The sequence below is a fragment of the Paenibacillus harenae DSM 16969 genome (assembly GCF_000422465.1).
Taxonomy (GTDB): domain Bacteria; phylum Bacillota; class Bacilli; order Paenibacillales; family Paenibacillaceae; genus Pristimantibacillus; species Pristimantibacillus harenae.
In genome coordinates, this window is the sequence record NZ_KE383843.1 from 74,758 (window position 1) to 92,455 (window position 17,698).

The 17,698-nt window shown below is 49.8% G+C and carries 11 protein-coding genes and 1 pseudogene; 1 reads left to right on the forward strand and 11 read right to left on the reverse strand.

The features are described from left to right. Positions 1-31 precede the first annotated feature (31 nt). The 6 genes and pseudogenes from H581_RS0119930 to H581_RS0119950 form a co-directional block, all read right to left on the reverse strand. Positions 32-1,888 (reverse strand): DUF2264 domain-containing protein, encoded by a 1,857-nt coding sequence (locus tag H581_RS0119930; protein WP_028611558.1) that lies wholly within the window; start codon positions 1,886-1,888, stop codon positions 32-34. Positions 1,889-1,920: 32 nt separating this feature from the next. Beyond that, positions 1,921-3,111 carry a glycoside hydrolase family 88 protein gene (locus H581_RS38975; RefSeq protein WP_028611559.1) on the reverse strand — a complete coding sequence of 397 codons (1,191 nt, stop codon included), beginning with the start codon at positions 3,109-3,111 and terminating at the stop codon, positions 1,921-1,923. A gap of 267 nt (positions 3,112-3,378) precedes the next feature. Further along, a pseudogene (locus H581_RS38980) lies at positions 3,379-4,338 on the reverse strand (polysaccharide pyruvyl transferase family protein); the annotation flags it as partial. An 84-nt stretch (positions 4,339-4,422) separates the two neighbouring features. Then, entirely contained in the window at positions 4,423-6,009 is a 1,587-nt protein-coding gene (locus tag H581_RS0119940; protein WP_028611560.1) for an extracellular solute-binding protein, read from the reverse strand. A 52-nt stretch (positions 6,010-6,061) separates the two neighbouring features. Then, on the reverse strand, positions 6,062-6,943 hold the full coding sequence (locus tag H581_RS0119945; protein ID WP_028611561.1) for a carbohydrate ABC transporter permease: 882 nt from the start codon (positions 6,941-6,943) through the stop codon (positions 6,062-6,064). Between the two features lie 28 nt (positions 6,944-6,971). Beyond that, positions 6,972-7,922 (reverse strand): ABC transporter permease, encoded by a 951-nt coding sequence (locus tag H581_RS0119950; protein ID WP_051251096.1) that lies wholly within the window; start codon positions 7,920-7,922, stop codon positions 6,972-6,974. A gap of 278 nt (positions 7,923-8,200) precedes the next feature. On the opposite strand from H581_RS0119950, the gene H581_RS0119955 reads away from it, so the two are divergent. Continuing rightward, complete coding sequence (locus H581_RS0119955) at positions 8,201-10,564, forward strand: helix-turn-helix domain-containing protein (RefSeq protein WP_245600098.1); 2,364 nt, start codon at positions 8,201-8,203, stop codon at positions 10,562-10,564. A 71-nt stretch (positions 10,565-10,635) separates the two neighbouring features. Here H581_RS0119955 and H581_RS0119960 read toward each other — a convergent pair whose 3' ends face one another. The 5 genes from H581_RS0119960 to H581_RS0119980 form a co-directional block, all read right to left on the reverse strand. Further along, positions 10,636-12,033: an ADP-ribosylglycohydrolase family protein gene (locus H581_RS0119960; RefSeq protein ID WP_028611564.1), complete on the reverse strand. Its 1,398-nt coding sequence runs from the start codon at positions 12,031-12,033 to the stop codon at positions 10,636-10,638. A 67-nt stretch (positions 12,034-12,100) separates the two neighbouring features. Then, positions 12,101-12,970: a helix-turn-helix domain-containing protein gene (locus H581_RS0119965; protein WP_028611565.1), complete on the reverse strand. Its 870-nt coding sequence runs from the start codon at positions 12,968-12,970 to the stop codon at positions 12,101-12,103. Between the two features lie 54 nt (positions 12,971-13,024). Continuing rightward, on the reverse strand, positions 13,025-13,927 hold the full coding sequence (gene rbsK, locus H581_RS0119970; protein WP_084134670.1) for a ribokinase: 903 nt from the start codon (positions 13,925-13,927) through the stop codon (positions 13,025-13,027). A 198-nt stretch (positions 13,928-14,125) separates the two neighbouring features. Then, positions 14,126-16,393, reverse strand: a complete 2,268-nt coding sequence (locus H581_RS0119975; RefSeq protein ID WP_028611567.1) for a GH36-type glycosyl hydrolase domain-containing protein — start codon at positions 16,391-16,393, stop codon at positions 14,126-14,128. A gap of 25 nt (positions 16,394-16,418) precedes the next feature. Then, on the reverse strand, positions 16,419-17,693 hold the full coding sequence (locus H581_RS0119980) for an FAD-dependent oxidoreductase (protein WP_028611568.1): 1,275 nt from the start codon (positions 17,691-17,693) through the stop codon (positions 16,419-16,421). Between the last annotated feature and the right edge of the window lie 5 nt (positions 17,694-17,698).

Consider the following 17,698-nt stretch of genomic DNA (forward strand, 5'->3'; position numbering starts at 1 on the left):
CTTCTCTTCATTCGCCTGTCGAATCGGCGACTTACAGCATCGCAAGCTTCAGCAGCACTTCATTATTTGCTTTTACAGTAATCGTATCGTCCGCGACTTCGAGTTCCGGCGCATTCTCATACGCTTCCTTCAAATTAGCCGTATCCGTACTGACGAATATCGAACTGGCCAGCCAATGGATGCCTTTATCCAATTCTGTTCTCAGTGTCGGAATAATCGTTCTGGGATGGAGCAAGTTGGTGTTCGGTTCCGGATGGAGCAATATTGCTCGGCATTCTCCCAGCAAGGATTGGATGCCTGCTCCTCCCCATGGGAGATGCACCGCGGCGCTCCCCTCCGAAATGACAATATCCTGATCCCTGCATTGAACCATATTCCGTTCCCTAGGAAAGGCGAACCCGCCTTCCGCAGCATCCAGTTCCCTGCTGGTTTCAATGCGATGAATACGCACATGCCAAGGCAATCCTGGCACGATCCAGGAACGAACCTCAACATCCCTCCAAGGCCTCCATAACGAATAAAGGACGCCATTGTCAATGCTGAACGCCTCACATCTTCGCCTGGTCCGGAACTGATCGTCGCGCTCGGCCAAAGCGAGATTATTGTCGTATGCTCCCTGCTCCAAGCCGATGTTGCCCTTCGGCACGCTAAAGCCGTATAAATTGGAATAGGCAAACTTGCCGTATTTGGCAGCGGTATGAGCCGGTTCAAAGCCCGCATGCTGTCCTGATGTGAAGGCAACTGCATGGTTGCCGGCGAATTCCCTGCATAAGATCATCCTTGCTTCTTGCTGCACCGATTGAAGCGCCAGCTCCGGAAGCGGCAGTTCTTCCGCCTGCCAGAATGGATGCTCTTCCGCAAGCGCGATCGGAAGAAACGATTTTAACGCCCAATACGGGGAGCCCGGCGCGTTGTAGCTTTCTGCCATCACAAGATTCGGATAAGAATATCCGATGGTGAGGATGCCCTCGTTCGTAAAGATGGGCTGCTTGAACCACCAGCGCAGATTGCGGAGAAGAAGCCCCTTGATCGCGCCCCAAGGCAGCGCCTCTACGTCCGCAAAGGCAAGCGCGCCCCAGAAGCAGCTCTGCGCGAATCGGTACGCGAGACTCCTGCCGAAGGCGATAGCGGCTCCAACCTCGCCGAACCAATGAACGAAGTGCTTGGCGAACAAAGCTGCCCGCTCCTTGTAGGTTCGGCTGCGCCTCGGATCCTCGGTCTCCATGACCTTCGCATAGATCAAGCTGTAGTAATGAAAGGCAAACGGGATGTAATAATCCATTTGCTCCGTGTCTCCGTCTTTATACCAGCCGTCCGACAAATAAAACGCGTCAAGACGGTCCAAATCCTGCTCCATCCGCTCACGGTCATGCTCTGCGCCTACCTTCAACAAGGCCACGTTGACCAGAACCCGGAAAAAAAGCCAATTCGTATCGACCGTCACCCTCTTGTTCGTCTGTCCGATCCAGCTCGCCAGATTAGACCTCTCTACAGGGCTGAGCGGTTCCCAGATACGCTCTGGCGTTAATATGAGGGTCAACGCTATCGTTGCGAGCTCCACCATTTTCTGATCGCAATCATGGATATCTCCCCAATATTCCTTGTTTTCCGGATCAGTGCCGCTTCGTATCCCTTTCATATAAATATCCCAATGCGCCCAAGTTCCACCCCCGCCGAGCAGAGGAGCGAGGCCCCACAGCGGTCTTGCGAAAGCTTCCATTTGCGCCGTTCTCTCTGAGGTTCTGGAAGCCGTGCTCCCAATATCGAGCATGGCGCCGTTTGGACTGTAGTAGGGAACGAGGGGATCACAAAGATGCTGCACGGCAAGCGCTAGATCTTCTCTCGTTTCAAGAGGATTGTTCGCCAAAAGCTTGTCATATCTAATCATAACTTTTCTCCCGTTTGCCTCATTTTCTATTTCTACCAATACAATTTCCAATCTTTCATTAACCGAACAAGCGCTTCGAAGTAATAGTAATCTCCCCATATATTGCACTCGTCGATCCCTTTATTATGAGGCTTTGCATATACCGCGTGCAGCAAGACGCCGTTGGATTCCGGCAATTGTTTGCTGGTGTAGTTCTCGGCGAGTGATTTCACGATTTGCATGGCGGCATTTTCATATAATCGCTTGTCGCTGTCGAGCAAAGGCAGGCTCTTGGCCAATTCCAGAAGACCGCAAGCCGCGATTGCCGCTGAAGAGCTATCCCGCTCCTCGTCGACTCCCGAGGTGAACACCAGATCCCAGTAGGCGATCGAGTCTTCGGGCAGACGATTGATGAAATAATTGGCTACTTTTTTGGCAAGCTCGATTAACCCCGTATCCGCCGTATAATTATAGCTAAGCGGGAAGCCATAGATTCCCCACGCTTGGCCTCTAGCCCAGCAGGAGCTGTCCGAATAGCCTTGAACCGTTCTGCCGTATTTCGGTTCACCCGTGTAAATGTCCATAAAAAACGTATGATAGCTGGATGAATCTTCGCGAATGATGTATTTCTCAGCCATCTTCACATGAGAATAGGCGGCTTCGTAATATTTTTGATCGCCCGTCACTTCGCTGGCCCAATATAGCAGAGGAAGATTCATGCAGCAGTCGATGATCATGCGGCCGCCGTTCTCCGGGTCATCCGGGCCGCCCCAAGCTTGAATGATGCCTGCCTTCTCGAAGTACCTCTCCATAAGCAGATCGGCAGCCTTTAGGCTAATTTCCTTTGCTTCTTCGTTATTCGTCAATTTATATGCCGCTACGCTAGACAGCGTATAAAGAAATCCAAGATCATGCGTACCCGTTGCGATCCGCTCATCCACTCGCTTCTTGTAGCTCTCCAACTGAATTTCGGCAACGTTGCGATATTTCATATCGCCGGTAACTTCATAAGCCAGCCACAGCATGCCCGTCCAGAAGGAGGAAGTCCACTCGATATTGTCGATGGCTGGATAAATATTGTTTTCGCTGGCAGGTGCCGGATATTTATACGTGAACGTTTCCAAGTTCTCATCCACTTTTTTCAATATGAATACGATTGCCTCCTCACAAAACTCCCTCGTCAGCACCGGCCGCTCGGAATATTTGGCTTCCTGGCGAATGCCTTCGTTGCGTATTTCTCTCATGAGTTCCAGTCCCCTTTCTGCTATCCACGAATTAATTTTTTCCAGTTCATCCCTCAGGACGGCCGCCATTTCTTTATGAAGCTCAGTTACCCGCCCCTTGGCCGCCAAAGCTTTGCTTCGTGCTTCTCTATTATGGATGGCGAGCTCCAGCACCGTAGGAACGAGGGCTCTTCTATCCTCCTCTTGATCCAAATCGAAGAGCCACTCCGCCAGCCCGATATCCTTCCACATATATCCTTTGGTCGATTGCTCCATCCATCGGCATACGATAGCGGGTATTCCGTTACCTACGCACATAATGGGAGAATGCATCTCGCTTCCGAACAGTCCGGCAGAGCGCACATATACGCTCAACGCCTCATCGGGGTGCCAAAAATGTTCTCGCCAAACAACGCGGTGTTTCACATCTTCCGGCAGCTTGTCCAGCAGCATCTCCTTGGTTAACGCCATTTGCGTCATATCTTCAGGACAAATCAACACTTTCATAGAAGTTTGCCTTAAGACCTCTAGAATCGCCTGTCGGAGATCCGCGTGGTCCTGTTCCTTCATCTCCTCATTCCTTGCGTGCTTCTCTTCGTTGAAAGGCACATCCTTCACTTTCCAGAACGGCGTATATCTGTTTCTTGTGATGCAGCATAGAAATTGACCGTCTTCCAAGCCGTTATTGGCCATAAAAGCTTGCGCTAGCAGCTCATCTCTTAGGTCAACGGCAAAGGCTGCGTCAGGTCCGAACTTCATCAGCGGACTGGTTACACCTTCACTTTTCGCTTTTTCCAGAGAAACGGAATCTCTGAAATAAATAAAGGCAGCCTGTGACAATATCTGTCTTACTTCCGGCCAGTTCGATTCGTTATAGCCTCCATAGGTGATACCGAATACGCCGAACGGCTTCCCAAAGTGTTTGGTATAAGCGAGCACATCGTCATGAGCTACCAGCAGCGGACCTGAGCCGTGCAGCAGGAAATCACTTTTATCCAAAGCTAGCTGAAGCTCCTGATTGGCTGCTTTCCCATCCTCTCCAATGCGTCCCTTCACAGCTTGAAGACTTGGGAACCTTCTGCGGATCATGGTTAAGGCATCTTCCGTAAAATCATCCGAAGCCCAGAGAATGACTTCTGCTTCCGACAAGTAGCTTTCGAGCAGCGTTAATACGCCTGGGGTATGAGCAATATCACCGATATTTACGACTTGCCAGGATGAACGAAGGATAATGGTCTTCTTGTTCATATGATAATCACACCTCGTCAAAAAACTTTTTTAAAAAGAAGAGAGATCAAGCGAGCTGAACTCGCATCATCTCTCTTATCGTTATTATCGACCGAACAATTTGTTGTAGCTTGCCGTCTTCTCCTCTTGGATCTTCAGCATAGTCGCGTCGTTCTTCGTCTGTTCAACCAGCTTATCCCAAGCTTCGATTGGCTCTTTGCCCATAATGACTTTGACCTTCATATCGGTAAGCTTCTTCAAAATTTCCGATTCGAACGTCAGCCCCGTTTCGGAGGTTACGCCGTTCGTATTAATGAACACGCCATGCTCTAGACGCTGCTCGATAATCTTCTTGTTCTTCTCGAAGTAGTCGGCTGGCGAATTCGGCGTCGGATTAATACGGGAATACGAATCAACGAGCGTGAAGATGTTGCGGTAAGCGTCAGCGCCGGACGTATTGAACTCTTCGGTTTTGGTTTTCACGCCGTCAGCTTCCGTAAAGTGCACGTCTTTAATGCCGAAGTTGGCAAGCTCCATGCCTTCCGGCGATGCGCCGTAGTTGAAGAATTCCAAAATTTCCTTCAGTTTTTCTTCAGGCACTTTTTTCGAGATCAAATAGTTGCCGAAAAATCCGCCTTCTTTTGCCGCAAACTTTTCGTTAGTAGCCGGTGAAACCAAATACGGCAAGTGTACGATATCCGCATTCGGAACTGTTTTTCTTAGCGTTGTCGTGGCATCCCCCATGTTGATTGCGTCCATCGCAGTAGGAACCATGCCTACTTTTCCTTGTTGCATGAATTCATTCAGCTGCGTCGCCTTCAAGATTGCGAAGTCCGGCATCAATACGCCTTCTTCGTAAGCGCGGCGGAGCCATAGAAGCGATTCGCGCGTAGATGGCTGAAGATCTCTGGATTCCACTTTGCCGTTGATAGGCGTCCAGCTGTTTTGGTAGCCTGCGAAAACATCCTCAACGAATGCCAGTCGATCCATCCAGCCTTCGGCAACGCTTCCTGCGAAGCCAAACGTATCGTTCTTCTTGTTCCCGTCCGGATCTTGCTCCGTGAATGCTTTCAATACGTTGTACAGCTCATCCATCGTTTGCGGCTCCTGAAGACCCAGGTTATCGAGCCAGTCTTTGCGCAGTGCTGGGAACGCCACGCCGCCAACTAACGGACGCGGACGCGGCAGGCCGTAAATTTTGCCGTCAACCTTTGTATTCTCGAAGCTTTCTTTAGGATAATTGTTTTTTAGATTAGGATATTGATCGATGTATGGCGTCAAATCCCAGAACGCGCCGTTCTTGATTGCATTCAGTACGGTAGGGTCGTAAATAAAAGTGGTCAGGATAACATCCGGAATTTCGCCGGAGGCGAGCGTTACTTGAAATTTCTCGCCGTAGTTGTTCGAAGGAACGAATGTCAGATCCACATCGGTATTCGTTTGCTTCTCGATCTCTTGCCAGATTGCGTGATCCGCCTTCGGTTCTTCCGGAAGATAGTTAATCGTCATGAGGCTGAATGCGGTCGGTTTCTCGTTCTTTCCCTCTGGTTTTGCAGTTGCATCAACACCTTGATTGTCAGTTGTGTTCGTATTGCCGGTACTATTCGTATTGTTTGTGGAGCACCCTGCCAGCAACGTCGTCGTAGCAATTGCGACCGCAATTCCTGTTGTCCATGCCTTCTTTCTCTTCATTCTGTTCTTCCACCCTTTCTTTTCCCCTGAATTAGATTATAAATCTATGTGATCATTCTTTGACAGAGCCGAGCATGACGCCCTTGGCAAAATGCTTCTGCAAGAATGGGTACACCACCAATATCGGCACCGTGGCGATGACAACGGCTGCCATCTTAATGGTTTCCGGCGGCACCGTTCGCTCAGCTGATAATTGAGCAGCGACGCCTGGATCTGCAATACCCGTCTCGGCTTGAAGCAACATGCCCTGCAGCAGCACTTGCAACGGATATTTACTTGAATCGCTTATATAAAGAATGGCATTAAAGAACGTGTTCCAATATCCTACCGCAAAGAACAAGCCGAATGCGGCAAGCGCGGGAAGCGATAGCGGGAGAATAATTTGGAAGAAGATTCGAATATCGTTGGCGCCATCCACGAAAGCTGACTCCTCTAAGCTTTCCGGTATGCCATCGAAAAAGGTTTTAAGCAGGAGAGCGTTCCAGCTATTCAGCAGTCCCGGCAAAATAATCGACCACAATGTATTAACTAAATGCAGATCCTTAACCACAAGGAAGTTAGGAATGATACCCGGACTGAATAGAATCGTAATGACAAGTGCGGTAATGAGAAACTTTCTTCCAAACAAACGTTTCCTTGACAGCATATAACCAAAAGCTGCAGACACCATCAAGCTGAGCGCTGTTCCCACTATCGCCAGATAGCTGCTCACGCCAAGCGATCTTATAAAGACGTTCGTGGACAATATATATTGGTATGCCGCTGTAGACCATTGCTTCGGAAACAAAATGAAGCTGCTTTTCATATATTCGCTAGGATCCGTGAAGGAAACAACGACTACGTAATAAAAAGGGAACAGAGAAACTAAGCCAATGATGAGAAGCAGGATGTGATTCGTATAGCTGAATATCCGTTCCCCGAGAGATTCTTTCATTGTGGACACTCCTTAACCGATCATAAATTTAAAAGAAGCCTTGGCCTCCATATCTCTTCGCAAGCTTGTTGGCTCCAAGAACAAGCACTAAACCAACGAACGACTTGAACAACCCAACAGCCGTCGTGTAGCTTAGCAAGCCTTGACGCACGCCGACGCGGTATACGTAAGTGTCGAATACTTCGGCCACGCTCGATACAGCTGCATTTTTCATGAGAAATACTTGCTCGAAGCCGACATCCATCATATCGCCCATCTTCAGAATAAGAAGAATGACAATAATGTTCCGAATGGCTGGAACTGTAATATGCCACATCTGCCGCATTCGGCTTGCTCCATCCATTTTCGCCGCTTCATATAAGGTAGGGTCAATATTGGCCATAGCAGCAAGAAATAATACCGTGCCCCATCCCGCTTCCTTCCATATGGTTTGCCCTGTCAAAAACGCCCAGAAATATTCCGTCGTCGTAAGCCACTCGATCCGGCTGAAGCCTAACGATTCAAGGATCTTATTAATGAGGCCTTCACCTGTCGCGAACATCGTGAAGGTCAAACCGGCAATAATGACCCACGACAGAAAGTGAGGCAAATAAACGATCGATTGAATGGTCCGTTTAAAAACCTCTACCCGCACTTCATTCAACATTAGTGATAAAAGGATTGGAATAGGGAAAAAGAATACTAAGCTCATTAGATTGATCGCCAGTGTGTTGCGCATTAGAAGCCAAAAATCGGGATGGTTGAAAAATAAATCAAAATGCTTGAGCCCCACCCACGGACTGTCAAAAAAGCCTAAAAAGGGTGAAAAATCTTTGAAGGCAATCAGGATGCCCCACATGGGATAGTACTTAAATAGGATGAGGCATAACAGCCCCGGCAATCCTAACAAGTATAAATATTTGTCTCTCTTTATCGATGCCCATTTTCTTTTTCTTTTTTCAATGGCTGCGCTTTTTGCAATCGTCGCATTCGCGTTCATCTCATGCTTCCCTCACATTCTTCTCTCGTTTTGTGGTCAGGCTCACTTCGGTGTGCCTTAAATATAGAAGCCGTCATCGTTTCCGGCAATGAGATATATTTGTTGTCATTAGGAATAGTCAGAAACGCTTACACAGCAAGGGTTTGCGGGTCTGAATCCCTCTCGTTGCAAAAAAGTCCACCCTTAGGAAACGCCGTTAGAAAATAACTCGAATTGCAGGAAATCGAGCCGGCGACTATACTTTTCTTTAGAGGAAAACAGCTGGGGAGGAAACAGGCTTGATTCGCAAAAGCAAAAAAACGCACAGCGCAGGAAATAAAAAAACGATCCATTCTTCCTTCTTTCGAAAAAGCTTAATTATGGTTTTGCTTATTACATGCATGCCGACAGCGCTCCTGGCGCTTAGCATGTACGTGGTCGGCGTCAAACAAATCGAATCCGAATTAAACAGCAGTCATCAGCTTCAATCCGAGCAAACGACCAAACAAATTCAAGAGCAGCTAGCCAACCTCGAAGTTATTTTGGCGCAATGGGCGCTTAATCCCGTCTTCGGCGAACGGCTGAAGACAGCCGATTTCGGCTGGGAAGTGAATGACACGCGCGACTTGTTCAAAACATTAATGATCTTACAGCAAACGAATCCGCTGATTGAAGATGTGTTTGTCTATATCCCGTCCGCTCAAAAGCTCGTTTCCGACTCTTTCGGCGTCGATTCGATTGAAAATCCGGCCGTGCTGAAGCAGCTAAACCAATTGACTGAAGGCAAATACGACATTTACTGGACGGACAACCTGCCAACGCCTTTGAGGCCGGGCGAATCGACGCAATCGGATGAATTTCCCTATAAGCTCATCCTTCGGATAGCCGGCGGAGCGAGCGAAAAATATGCAGCTCTTCTATTAAAGGTAGACAAAAAACAATTAGTGAGCTATTTCAATAATCCTCAAGGAATTGGCGCAACCATCATGTTCGACCAGAAAGGCGAGCTGCTGATTCATGGCGATCACGGCGATGACAACAACAAGGAATTCGACAATCTCCTCAAGGAGGCCGTGAGTGAGCATGTAGCCAAAAGCGATTCGCCGGTATTTATTCTCCCGTATAAGGATAAGCGATATTCCGTTTCCTACGGCACCTACTCCAGAGCCGATATGAATTGGACATTTGCCATGGCCACCGACATTTCCAAAATTTTCTCGCCGGTTATCCTAATGACCCGGATTATTCTCATTATTAGCGTTATTGGCATTTTGACTGCCATTGTCCTCTCCTGGTTTGCATCGAGGAGGATACACGATCCTATAGCGCGGCTCATGGGAGCCATCTTGTCTGATAAAGGCTCGCAGCCGTTAGAAGATGCCGATGAATTGAAATATATCGAGCGAGAGTGGAAAAATCTATCCAGCGAAAGCCGCTTGCTTCAGAATAAACTCGAGGAGCAATTGCCAAGCTTAAGAAACGGATTTCTGCTGCAGCTTTCCCAAGGCCATCTCTATTATTTGTCGGAAGCGGAGCTGCGGGAGCGTATGACCTATTACGGCTGGGAGACGGACAATCAGGTTTATACCGTGCTCCTCATCCAGTTGGTTGGCAAAAGGGAAGCATCTGAGAAATTCAGGGAAGGCGACGAGCAGCTTCTATCTTTCGCCGCCTCCAATATCATTGAAGATCTTGTACGCATACGGTTAAAGCAATCGCATGTCATCAATTTCCAAGACATGTCCGTCGGGGTGCTGGTCGGCCTGCCAAGCGCGCTGCCTGCCAAGCAGCTCAAGGAGGAGCTCGTTGCGCTCTCGGAAGAGTTTACGAGCATGCTGAGCCACATTCTGAAGCAGAAGACCGTCGTATGCATCGGCTATCTTAGCGACGAAATCAGCCGTATTCCGGACATGCTGGAGGAGGCGCAACGAACGATCCGTTACCGAAATTTAACGGAAACCGACCAAGTAATCGATATGGAAGAGTCGCAGGCGGAAGGCGATTACCGCTTCCATTATCCGTTCGGGATCGAGAAAGATTTGATACATGCTATTCGAATGGGCCAAACGGAAGAAGCCTTCGAGAAAGCAACGGCATTCGTGCAAGAATTGGAGAACCGATCGGGACTGGAGATCTACGCCCAGCAAGCGATGATCCAGCTGTTGGGCCATATTCAGCACTCCTTGCTTCATGCCGGCTACTCGGTGTACGACTTCCATGAAGGACAGAATCTGTACGAGGAGCTGTCGCAGCTTAGGCAGCCGCAGGAAATGCTGAAATGGTTCAACAACAAAATTATCGAGCCCTATATCGGCCAAATCAATCAATCGCAGCAGCATCGCATGAAGCAAATGGTAGACAAGGCGCTGCTGCTCGTGGAATACCGGTACATGGACGACATCTCGCTTGAAGAATGCGCCGAGTTGGTCGGAACGACCAGCCCCACGCTCAGCAAGGCATTCAAACAGTCAACCGGCGTCAATTTTGTCGATTACATGACGAAGATCAGAATGGATAAATCGAAGGAAATGCTCCTGAACACGGATCTGAAGATAAGCGATATAGCCGAGAGGGTCGGTTATCAGCCCTCATGGTTCAACCGTGTATTCAAGAAGCATGAGGGCATTACGCCAAGTCAATTCAGAGAGACTCATCAACGGTAACGCAAAGAAGGGCTGTGCCGCTTGCAGACAATCTGCAGGCGGCGCAGCCCTTCGTTTCTATTCACAGCAGCTTAGCGGCTCTCCGTCAATTGGTTCGACAGCTTGCGGAATACGTTATAGCTCCGATCCGCGCAAGCGGAGATCGAAATGGGATCGAACCCGATCAGATCGGCATATAAGGTATCGTTCAGGGGAGCTGTCCAAGAAGTCGGAAGCGCTTCGGCTCCTAATGCCGCGCCCATAATCGAACCGACCGTTGCTCCGTTGCAATCCGTATCCCAGCCCCCTAATACGGAGGTAGTAACCGCTTTCTCAAAGTCGCCGTCTCCGAAAATCAGCGCAGCCGTTACCAGCGCGGCGTTATTATTCGTATGAACCGGATCATAATGCTTGAACGCTTCCCAGATCTGATCGACAAGCGACAGCTGGTCCTTAGCGGCGGAAGCGATCTCTACTGCCTTGCGGATATCAGCTGCAAGCCTGGAAGTCGCAGGAATTTCGCTGAGACCAATCTCAACGATGCGACGGGGGTTCTTCTCAACGAAAGCAGCGGATATCATGGCTGCAACGAACATCTCGCCGTAAATGCCGTTTTTGATATGCGAGAACGAAGCATCGCGCCAAGCAAGCTCGGCCGCCAGCTCTGGTTGTCCGGCTGCGCCGTAAGCGAAGCCGTCTGCCCGTATTTGAGCTCCGATCCACTCGCGGTATGGATTCATATGCGTGCGTACCCAATCGAGCTTATCCTTCCAGTTGTCCGGTCTATCAGGCTTCATATGGGATGTCATTCGGGAAAAATTCAAATACGCTTGCGTCTCCGCCGTGCATACCTGCGAATAAGTGAGACGGGAATGCCAAAGCTTGCCGATATCCCAGGAATCCCAATCGAGCCCTTTCTCCTCGAGCATGATCAATCCCAGCACGGTATAACGGATATCGTCATCGGTTTCCATGAAAGCAATGCGCTCGCGCGTGCTTTTCAAGCCGAAATGGGCGAGTTCCAAACCCATTTCTTTCGATCCCGGCGATTCGATTGGCGTGAATCCTTGAATCGGCCAAGCGTTGGCTCCTTCGAACCAGAGTTGGACGTTTTTCCAGCCTGGATTGCCGTTTGCCCCTGCCATGAACGGCCAAAGCTCCAACGGTTTCCCAAGGGCGCATCCCACGCTCCGCCCCAGCCATGCTCCGTGAAATTTGTCGCGCCATTCCTGTTCCGGCAATTCGGCCTGCAGGCTGCGCGGTCCTTCCGGCCGCAGCTTGCGGATTTCCTCAAGCTCCGAGGGCTCCTGATAGGGAAAGTCCGAGCGAACCTCCAGCAGGGATAGCTCCTTCATTAATGCCAATAGCTTTCCTTCATCTTCTCCCGCTTCGGCCGCCCGCTGAGCGAAGCCCTGCGTGTCGCAGCCCTCTTGCGTTCTTTGAACAACCTCTTCTCTTACGAGAACTTGCAATGTATCCCAGCCAGCCATACGTAATCCATCCCTTCCGCCTATTTAAGATGATTATATAAGAAGGTCAGGCCGTCCGCTTCCCAGATCAAAGCGGCTCATTCTCAAAAATTGCAATTCCCGCGTATTTATTCCGATAGCCCGTGGGAGAGATCCCTTCCGCCCCGGCAAACAAGCGATAGAAGGTCGATACGCTCTGAAATCCGCTTGCAAAGCAAACCTCGGTAACCGACATATTCGTCCGAACTAGAAGACGCCGCGCCTCGGCCAGCCGGAGAAGCAGCAAATAATCCTTGAAGCCCCGTCCCAGCACCTCCTGAAATAACCGGGATACTCTAGAGGGGCTTAATTGAAGAACTTGCGCAATTTGTTTTAGCTCAAGCGGTTCATGGAAATTCTCCTCCATATAGGCCGATATGAGACGGAACTTCGAGAATGAATCGGTCAGCTGCCTCCAAGCGGCAGGGTCAATGGAAGCGCTGTAATAACGAAGCAAATAGGCGCAAATTTGCAGCAGCAGCCCTTTTGCAATCATAGGATACCCTTCCTGCTTGTTACCCAGCTCGCTCCAAATGCCCTCCATTAATGGAAGCAGCACTTTCGCCAAATCAGAAGCAGCTGGAATAAGATTTTGAAACCGTTCCGCTGGAATGGAGAAGGGGAGCAGGAGCCGCTCATCCTCGGCAAGCAGCAGGCTTGGATCGAAGTTCAAAAACAAATACGTGCTTGGGTTATGCTCGGCTGAACAGGCGATGTGCATTTCCGTATGGTTGACTATGAAAATATCGCCTTGACCGACGGAATATTTTTTGGATCCGAAATAGAATTCTCCTTCGCCGGATATGCAGCAGCCGATTTCCAGACTTGCGTGATAGTGGAGCGGCGTTTTCTCCGAATCGGGAATCCAAATAAAAGCATTAATCGGAATTTCGTGCTCGTACTCGATGTGCAGTCGCATGATTTGGCTACAACTCCTGTCTATGACTACAGGTAAATAAAAGCCGCTATTGTTTTATTCGAGCTGTCTTAGGTCCGGCATGCCTGCTTGCGCCCCGAATTTCGTTACGGATACGGATGCAGCCTTGACGGCGAACGCCACGGCATCCTCCCACTTCCACGATGAGGCTATGCCTATGCCAAGCGCCGCGTTGAAGCAGTCCCCCGCTCCAGTCGTATCCTTAACTTCAACAATGGGAGCCTTCATCGTGCAGAGCTCGCCATTTTGCAGATAAGACACGCCTAACTTTCCGCGGGTGATAACAAGGGTATTCCCATACTTCTGCTCCCATGACCTCATCGCGTCCGCCAGCTCCGTATCCGATTTTATCATACAGCCGCTTAAGTTCTCGAATTCCGTTTCATTCGGCGTCAGTATATCAGGCAAACGAAGCAGCTCTGTTGACAGCCGCTTCGCCGGCGCCGGATTCAAGATTGTTTTTACCCCGGCATCCTTTGCGATTATTAATGCCTGCTCGACAGCCTCGACAGGAATCTCGAGTTGTACGATCATGACATCCGATTCGCGAATGAGCTCGGCTTTCGATTCGATATACGCTGCCGTAACCCCGCTGTTTGCCCCCGGTACGATAACGATGCAATTATCTTCCGGCGTATGAAGGATGGTTGCCGTCCCTGTCGGGACGTTATCCAGAATGGCAATATGGTCAACAGGCAAGCCGTAATGGTCTAGATTGTTCAAGATCTGTTTGCCGAAGGCATCGCGACCGACGGCGCCGACCATGGAGACGTCTGCCCCAAGTTTGGCGCAGCCGACCGCTTGATTCGCTCCCTTGCCGCCAGGGATATAATGGATCGAATCCCCCTCCAGCGTTTCGCCCTGCAAGGGCATGCGTTCTACCGATACGATAAGATCCATGTTCAGCGAGCCTACGATTGCAATTTTCGGTGATGGCACTTTAATTCCTCCCAGTTATTCTAGCCATTTTCAGACTATATCATTTTGGCTTGTAAGCCTGCTATAGTGATTTCATTCTAAAAATAATTTTCTCTCGCTGGTAGCACGATACGGTTAACCTTTGTCATGAATCGGCTATCTTTCGCTCCAACAAGAAACGAGCACTCTAAGCGAATGCTCGTTTCTACCGTTTCTTGATTATAGCTGCAGCTCAGCTGCTTCCCGCTTCGCGTATACCTTATAGTAGCAGTAAAGCATCCACGCATGCGCATGAGCGCAATAAGGCTGGAATGCGTCACTTACCCAGAAAGGATATAAGCCCTCCCGATCGGATAGCGTGGAATTCAAGCTGTCTGCAAACGTCCAGTGGCCGACCCAATAATCCGGGTAATGTTCAGCAAAACGATGAAACGTTAACTTTTTGAACAGCTTCGCTGCTTCCTCCCGGTCAAAACTGGCAATACCGACGATTAATGGACCCTGATGGGCAAACCAAATGCCTCCGTCCTCTCCATCCCCTTTGGTCCAAAGCGGAATTTCTCGGGTGCGGGCACCGTGTTTTTCCATATCAAGCACTCTGGACCTGATTTCCGCATAAAGCTGCCGTTTCCTCTCGACCGGATAATGGTCTGCCTGCAGCAGATAGGTTTGGGGCTCTATACATAAACGATCCATTCCGAACTTAAGCGCGGAATCGACGTTTTCGCCTAAGTAGCAGCGCGGCGAGAACGTCCTTCCTTGCATGTCTGCCATGAAAGCAGCCTGCAGCTTGCCATGAAACTCGGTTAATTGGAGGATAAAGGATTGGATCAAAGCCTGTTCCCCGTCCAATGTCAGCGATTGCTCTAGTTGTTTCACTAATGGCGGAATTACGGCAAGTCCCATTGCCGTGTTTAGATGAGATTCCGCAGAATGCTTATAAATATTGGGGGAATACGGATGAAAGAAGCTGTCGCTCCAATCCGAATTCAGCATTTTGACCAGCCCGTGGCTTCCCCTGCCTACAACGTCCCTTAAATAAATAAAATGTTTGACGAGAAAAGTTAACACCGTGTCCTTGCGATCGTACTCGACTGGATAATAGCTGACCCATTCGTTCAGGAAGCCATAATCGCCAGTTTCCCTTAAATACTCGCCAACGGCCATAAACATGTACAGCTGCGCATCACTCTCCATATATATACCAGGATCGCTGTAGCCGTAACCAATGTTTTGCCGCTTAATTTCCCCATCCCTCGATGTGTGCTTCATCGCATAACGTATACAGGATTTGGCCAATGGAGGATTGGTATAAACGAGCGGCAGACAATGCTGCAGATGGTCTCGATTGGAAGCATTTTCTCCCAGATGATACGCATACACCGACCCTTGAGGGATATAGGTTTCTTGAAAGTACTGGCTGTAGGTTGCCATTGCTTCAAGCACGTACGCGTTCCATACCATTTCGCAACGAAGAATCGGATCGTTCTCCTCCCTTAAGAGAGGAAGAGTCCGGCTCCACAAATGCGCATAGGCTCCTGTGTCCCCGCTACTCGGCTTTGCGTGTAGAAGCATGTCTTCAATCTGTCGTTCAACCGCAGCATCCGAAGGGTCGAATGTCAGCCCGACAATGAACTGGATGCACTTCTGCTCACCGGAACGAAGCTCAAGCTCATATTCCGCACACAAGAGGTCACCCGACTCCGTTTTCTTGAAAGCTGCTTCGCTAGAGTGGGAAGCTGCAGCTACCGCGTGCATGAACACCGTAGGAGGTGCAATATCATGCGTATAGCTATCCTCCAAACGATCTGGAAAAACAAGCAGCTTGACCGGCTCACAGATAATGTTAGCTTTTGCAATTTGCAGATCAGACTGAACAGACAGCTTATTTCGGTATTCGACAAGCCGTTTGCCGGAAGGATGGGATTGGTCGTTCATCATCATGTATTGAATAAGCAGCTCTTCGGTATATTGAATCGTCAGAGGAGCTGGTCCATCGTTTTGGAAAGTCAGCTGAATGAGCATGGACGGATTGCCCTTATGCAGCTCCATTGAAGGTTGAATAGAAATCACTTTGGAAATGGACAACTGCTCAGGCAATTCATATCGATAGTTTGCGTAGCCGATTCCGAACTTGGAATCGGCTTTAATCCGATCCAGTGATTGGCTTTCAACTAACGAATACGCTGCGAACGTTCGATTCGCTTGCTCATCCCCGGTTGCCATACGGACAATGGATTGATTCCATCCTTTATTTTTTCCTGCATGATTCAGTCTAGCCCAACCGCGTTCACCGGTTATTAATTCATACGTTCCGCTTGCATGCGCGAATACGGTAGCTCGATAATTGCCCAATAGAAAGCAGGGATCCTCGGGCAGCTTCGCGTCATTACCGGCTTTGTCTTTGGCAAAGAACGGATATCCGCCGGTATAATGATAGGCGGGCAATTCATCGATGTCCGAACTCCAGCGACCTATTTTGTTCATTTATGCACACAACCCCTCATCGAAACTAAATTATCGCGTTTTGCGAGACAAGTCTTTCCTGCAGAGCTTGAGAAGGGATATCCCTAGCCGCAACATTCCGCTCGATGCTTATCGCCGCTGCTGTGCCGGCAGCTTGCCCCATCGCCATGCATTGCGCTGAATTGCGCGCGGAAGCCTGTGCGCCGTGCGTTGCAGATAAGCATCGGCCTGCGACCAGCAGGTTATCGATACGTTGCGGAACCAAGGAACGGTACGGAATATGGTAATAACCGTCTCCTTGCACATACACCCAGCGCGTGTCCTTGCCCGCCCCGTGATCCTCGATCGGCGCGCCGCAGCAGGCGATTCCATCCTCGAACCTGCGTCCGGCGACCACGTCTTCTTCCGTCAGCATATAACCGCCGATGATTCTTCTCGTTTCTCTGACTCCAATATGATGGCTGGTACCGATAAGGAATCCATTCTCGAAGCCCGGCACGCAATCTTTAAGGAATCGCACATACTGCTGCGTTTGCTTGCGGCCCTCGACCTCGGCAATCGTCAATGCGAATGGATCGGTAGCATCCACCCCGCCTACCCTCACCATGTTGGCTTGGATGACGCCTGGATTCGGGGTGACATGCCAAGAGCCTTCTTCGCGAGGCAGCACATACTTGCCAGACTGATTGGCTTCCTTCATCATCGAGGCCAGCTCCGCGTGACTGACTTTCTTGGCCGCATCTGTATCTATATTAGCCATAAAGAAGATGGTGGACAAGGATTGCAGTTCCATCGCGTCGCTCTTCTCGAAAGGAGCACCCGCTCTTGCCGCGATATCGCCATCGCCGGTTGCATCGATATAAATCTTCGCCGATACTTCCGTCAACCCCAGCTTGTTGGCAAGCACCACTCCGGTAATGCGCCCCTCCGATTGATGCACGAGGCTTGCATACGTATGGTACAAGAGCTCCGCTCCCGAGGTCAGCACCGCATCCTCATACACCACCTTCAGCAGCTCCACATCATAAGTAATTCCTGTTCCGGCTCCATAAGTGTTCTTCCGTTCGAAGGCTGCATTCATCTTGATTAATTGCTGCGCAAGCTCCCATGGAATTCCGCCCACGATCCGCTGCTGCTGCTGGGGTGTATAAAAGCCATAGAAAGTATCGACTCCCGTTGCTGTTCGGGAGCCTCCCAAACAGCCTTGCGATTCGACAAGCAGCACCTTTAGGCCGCCGCGCGCTGCGCTAACCGCGGCACATACACCGGCTGCGCCTCCCCCTAGCACAAGTACATCAACGTTTTTACTGCTAGTCGTCACTGTCC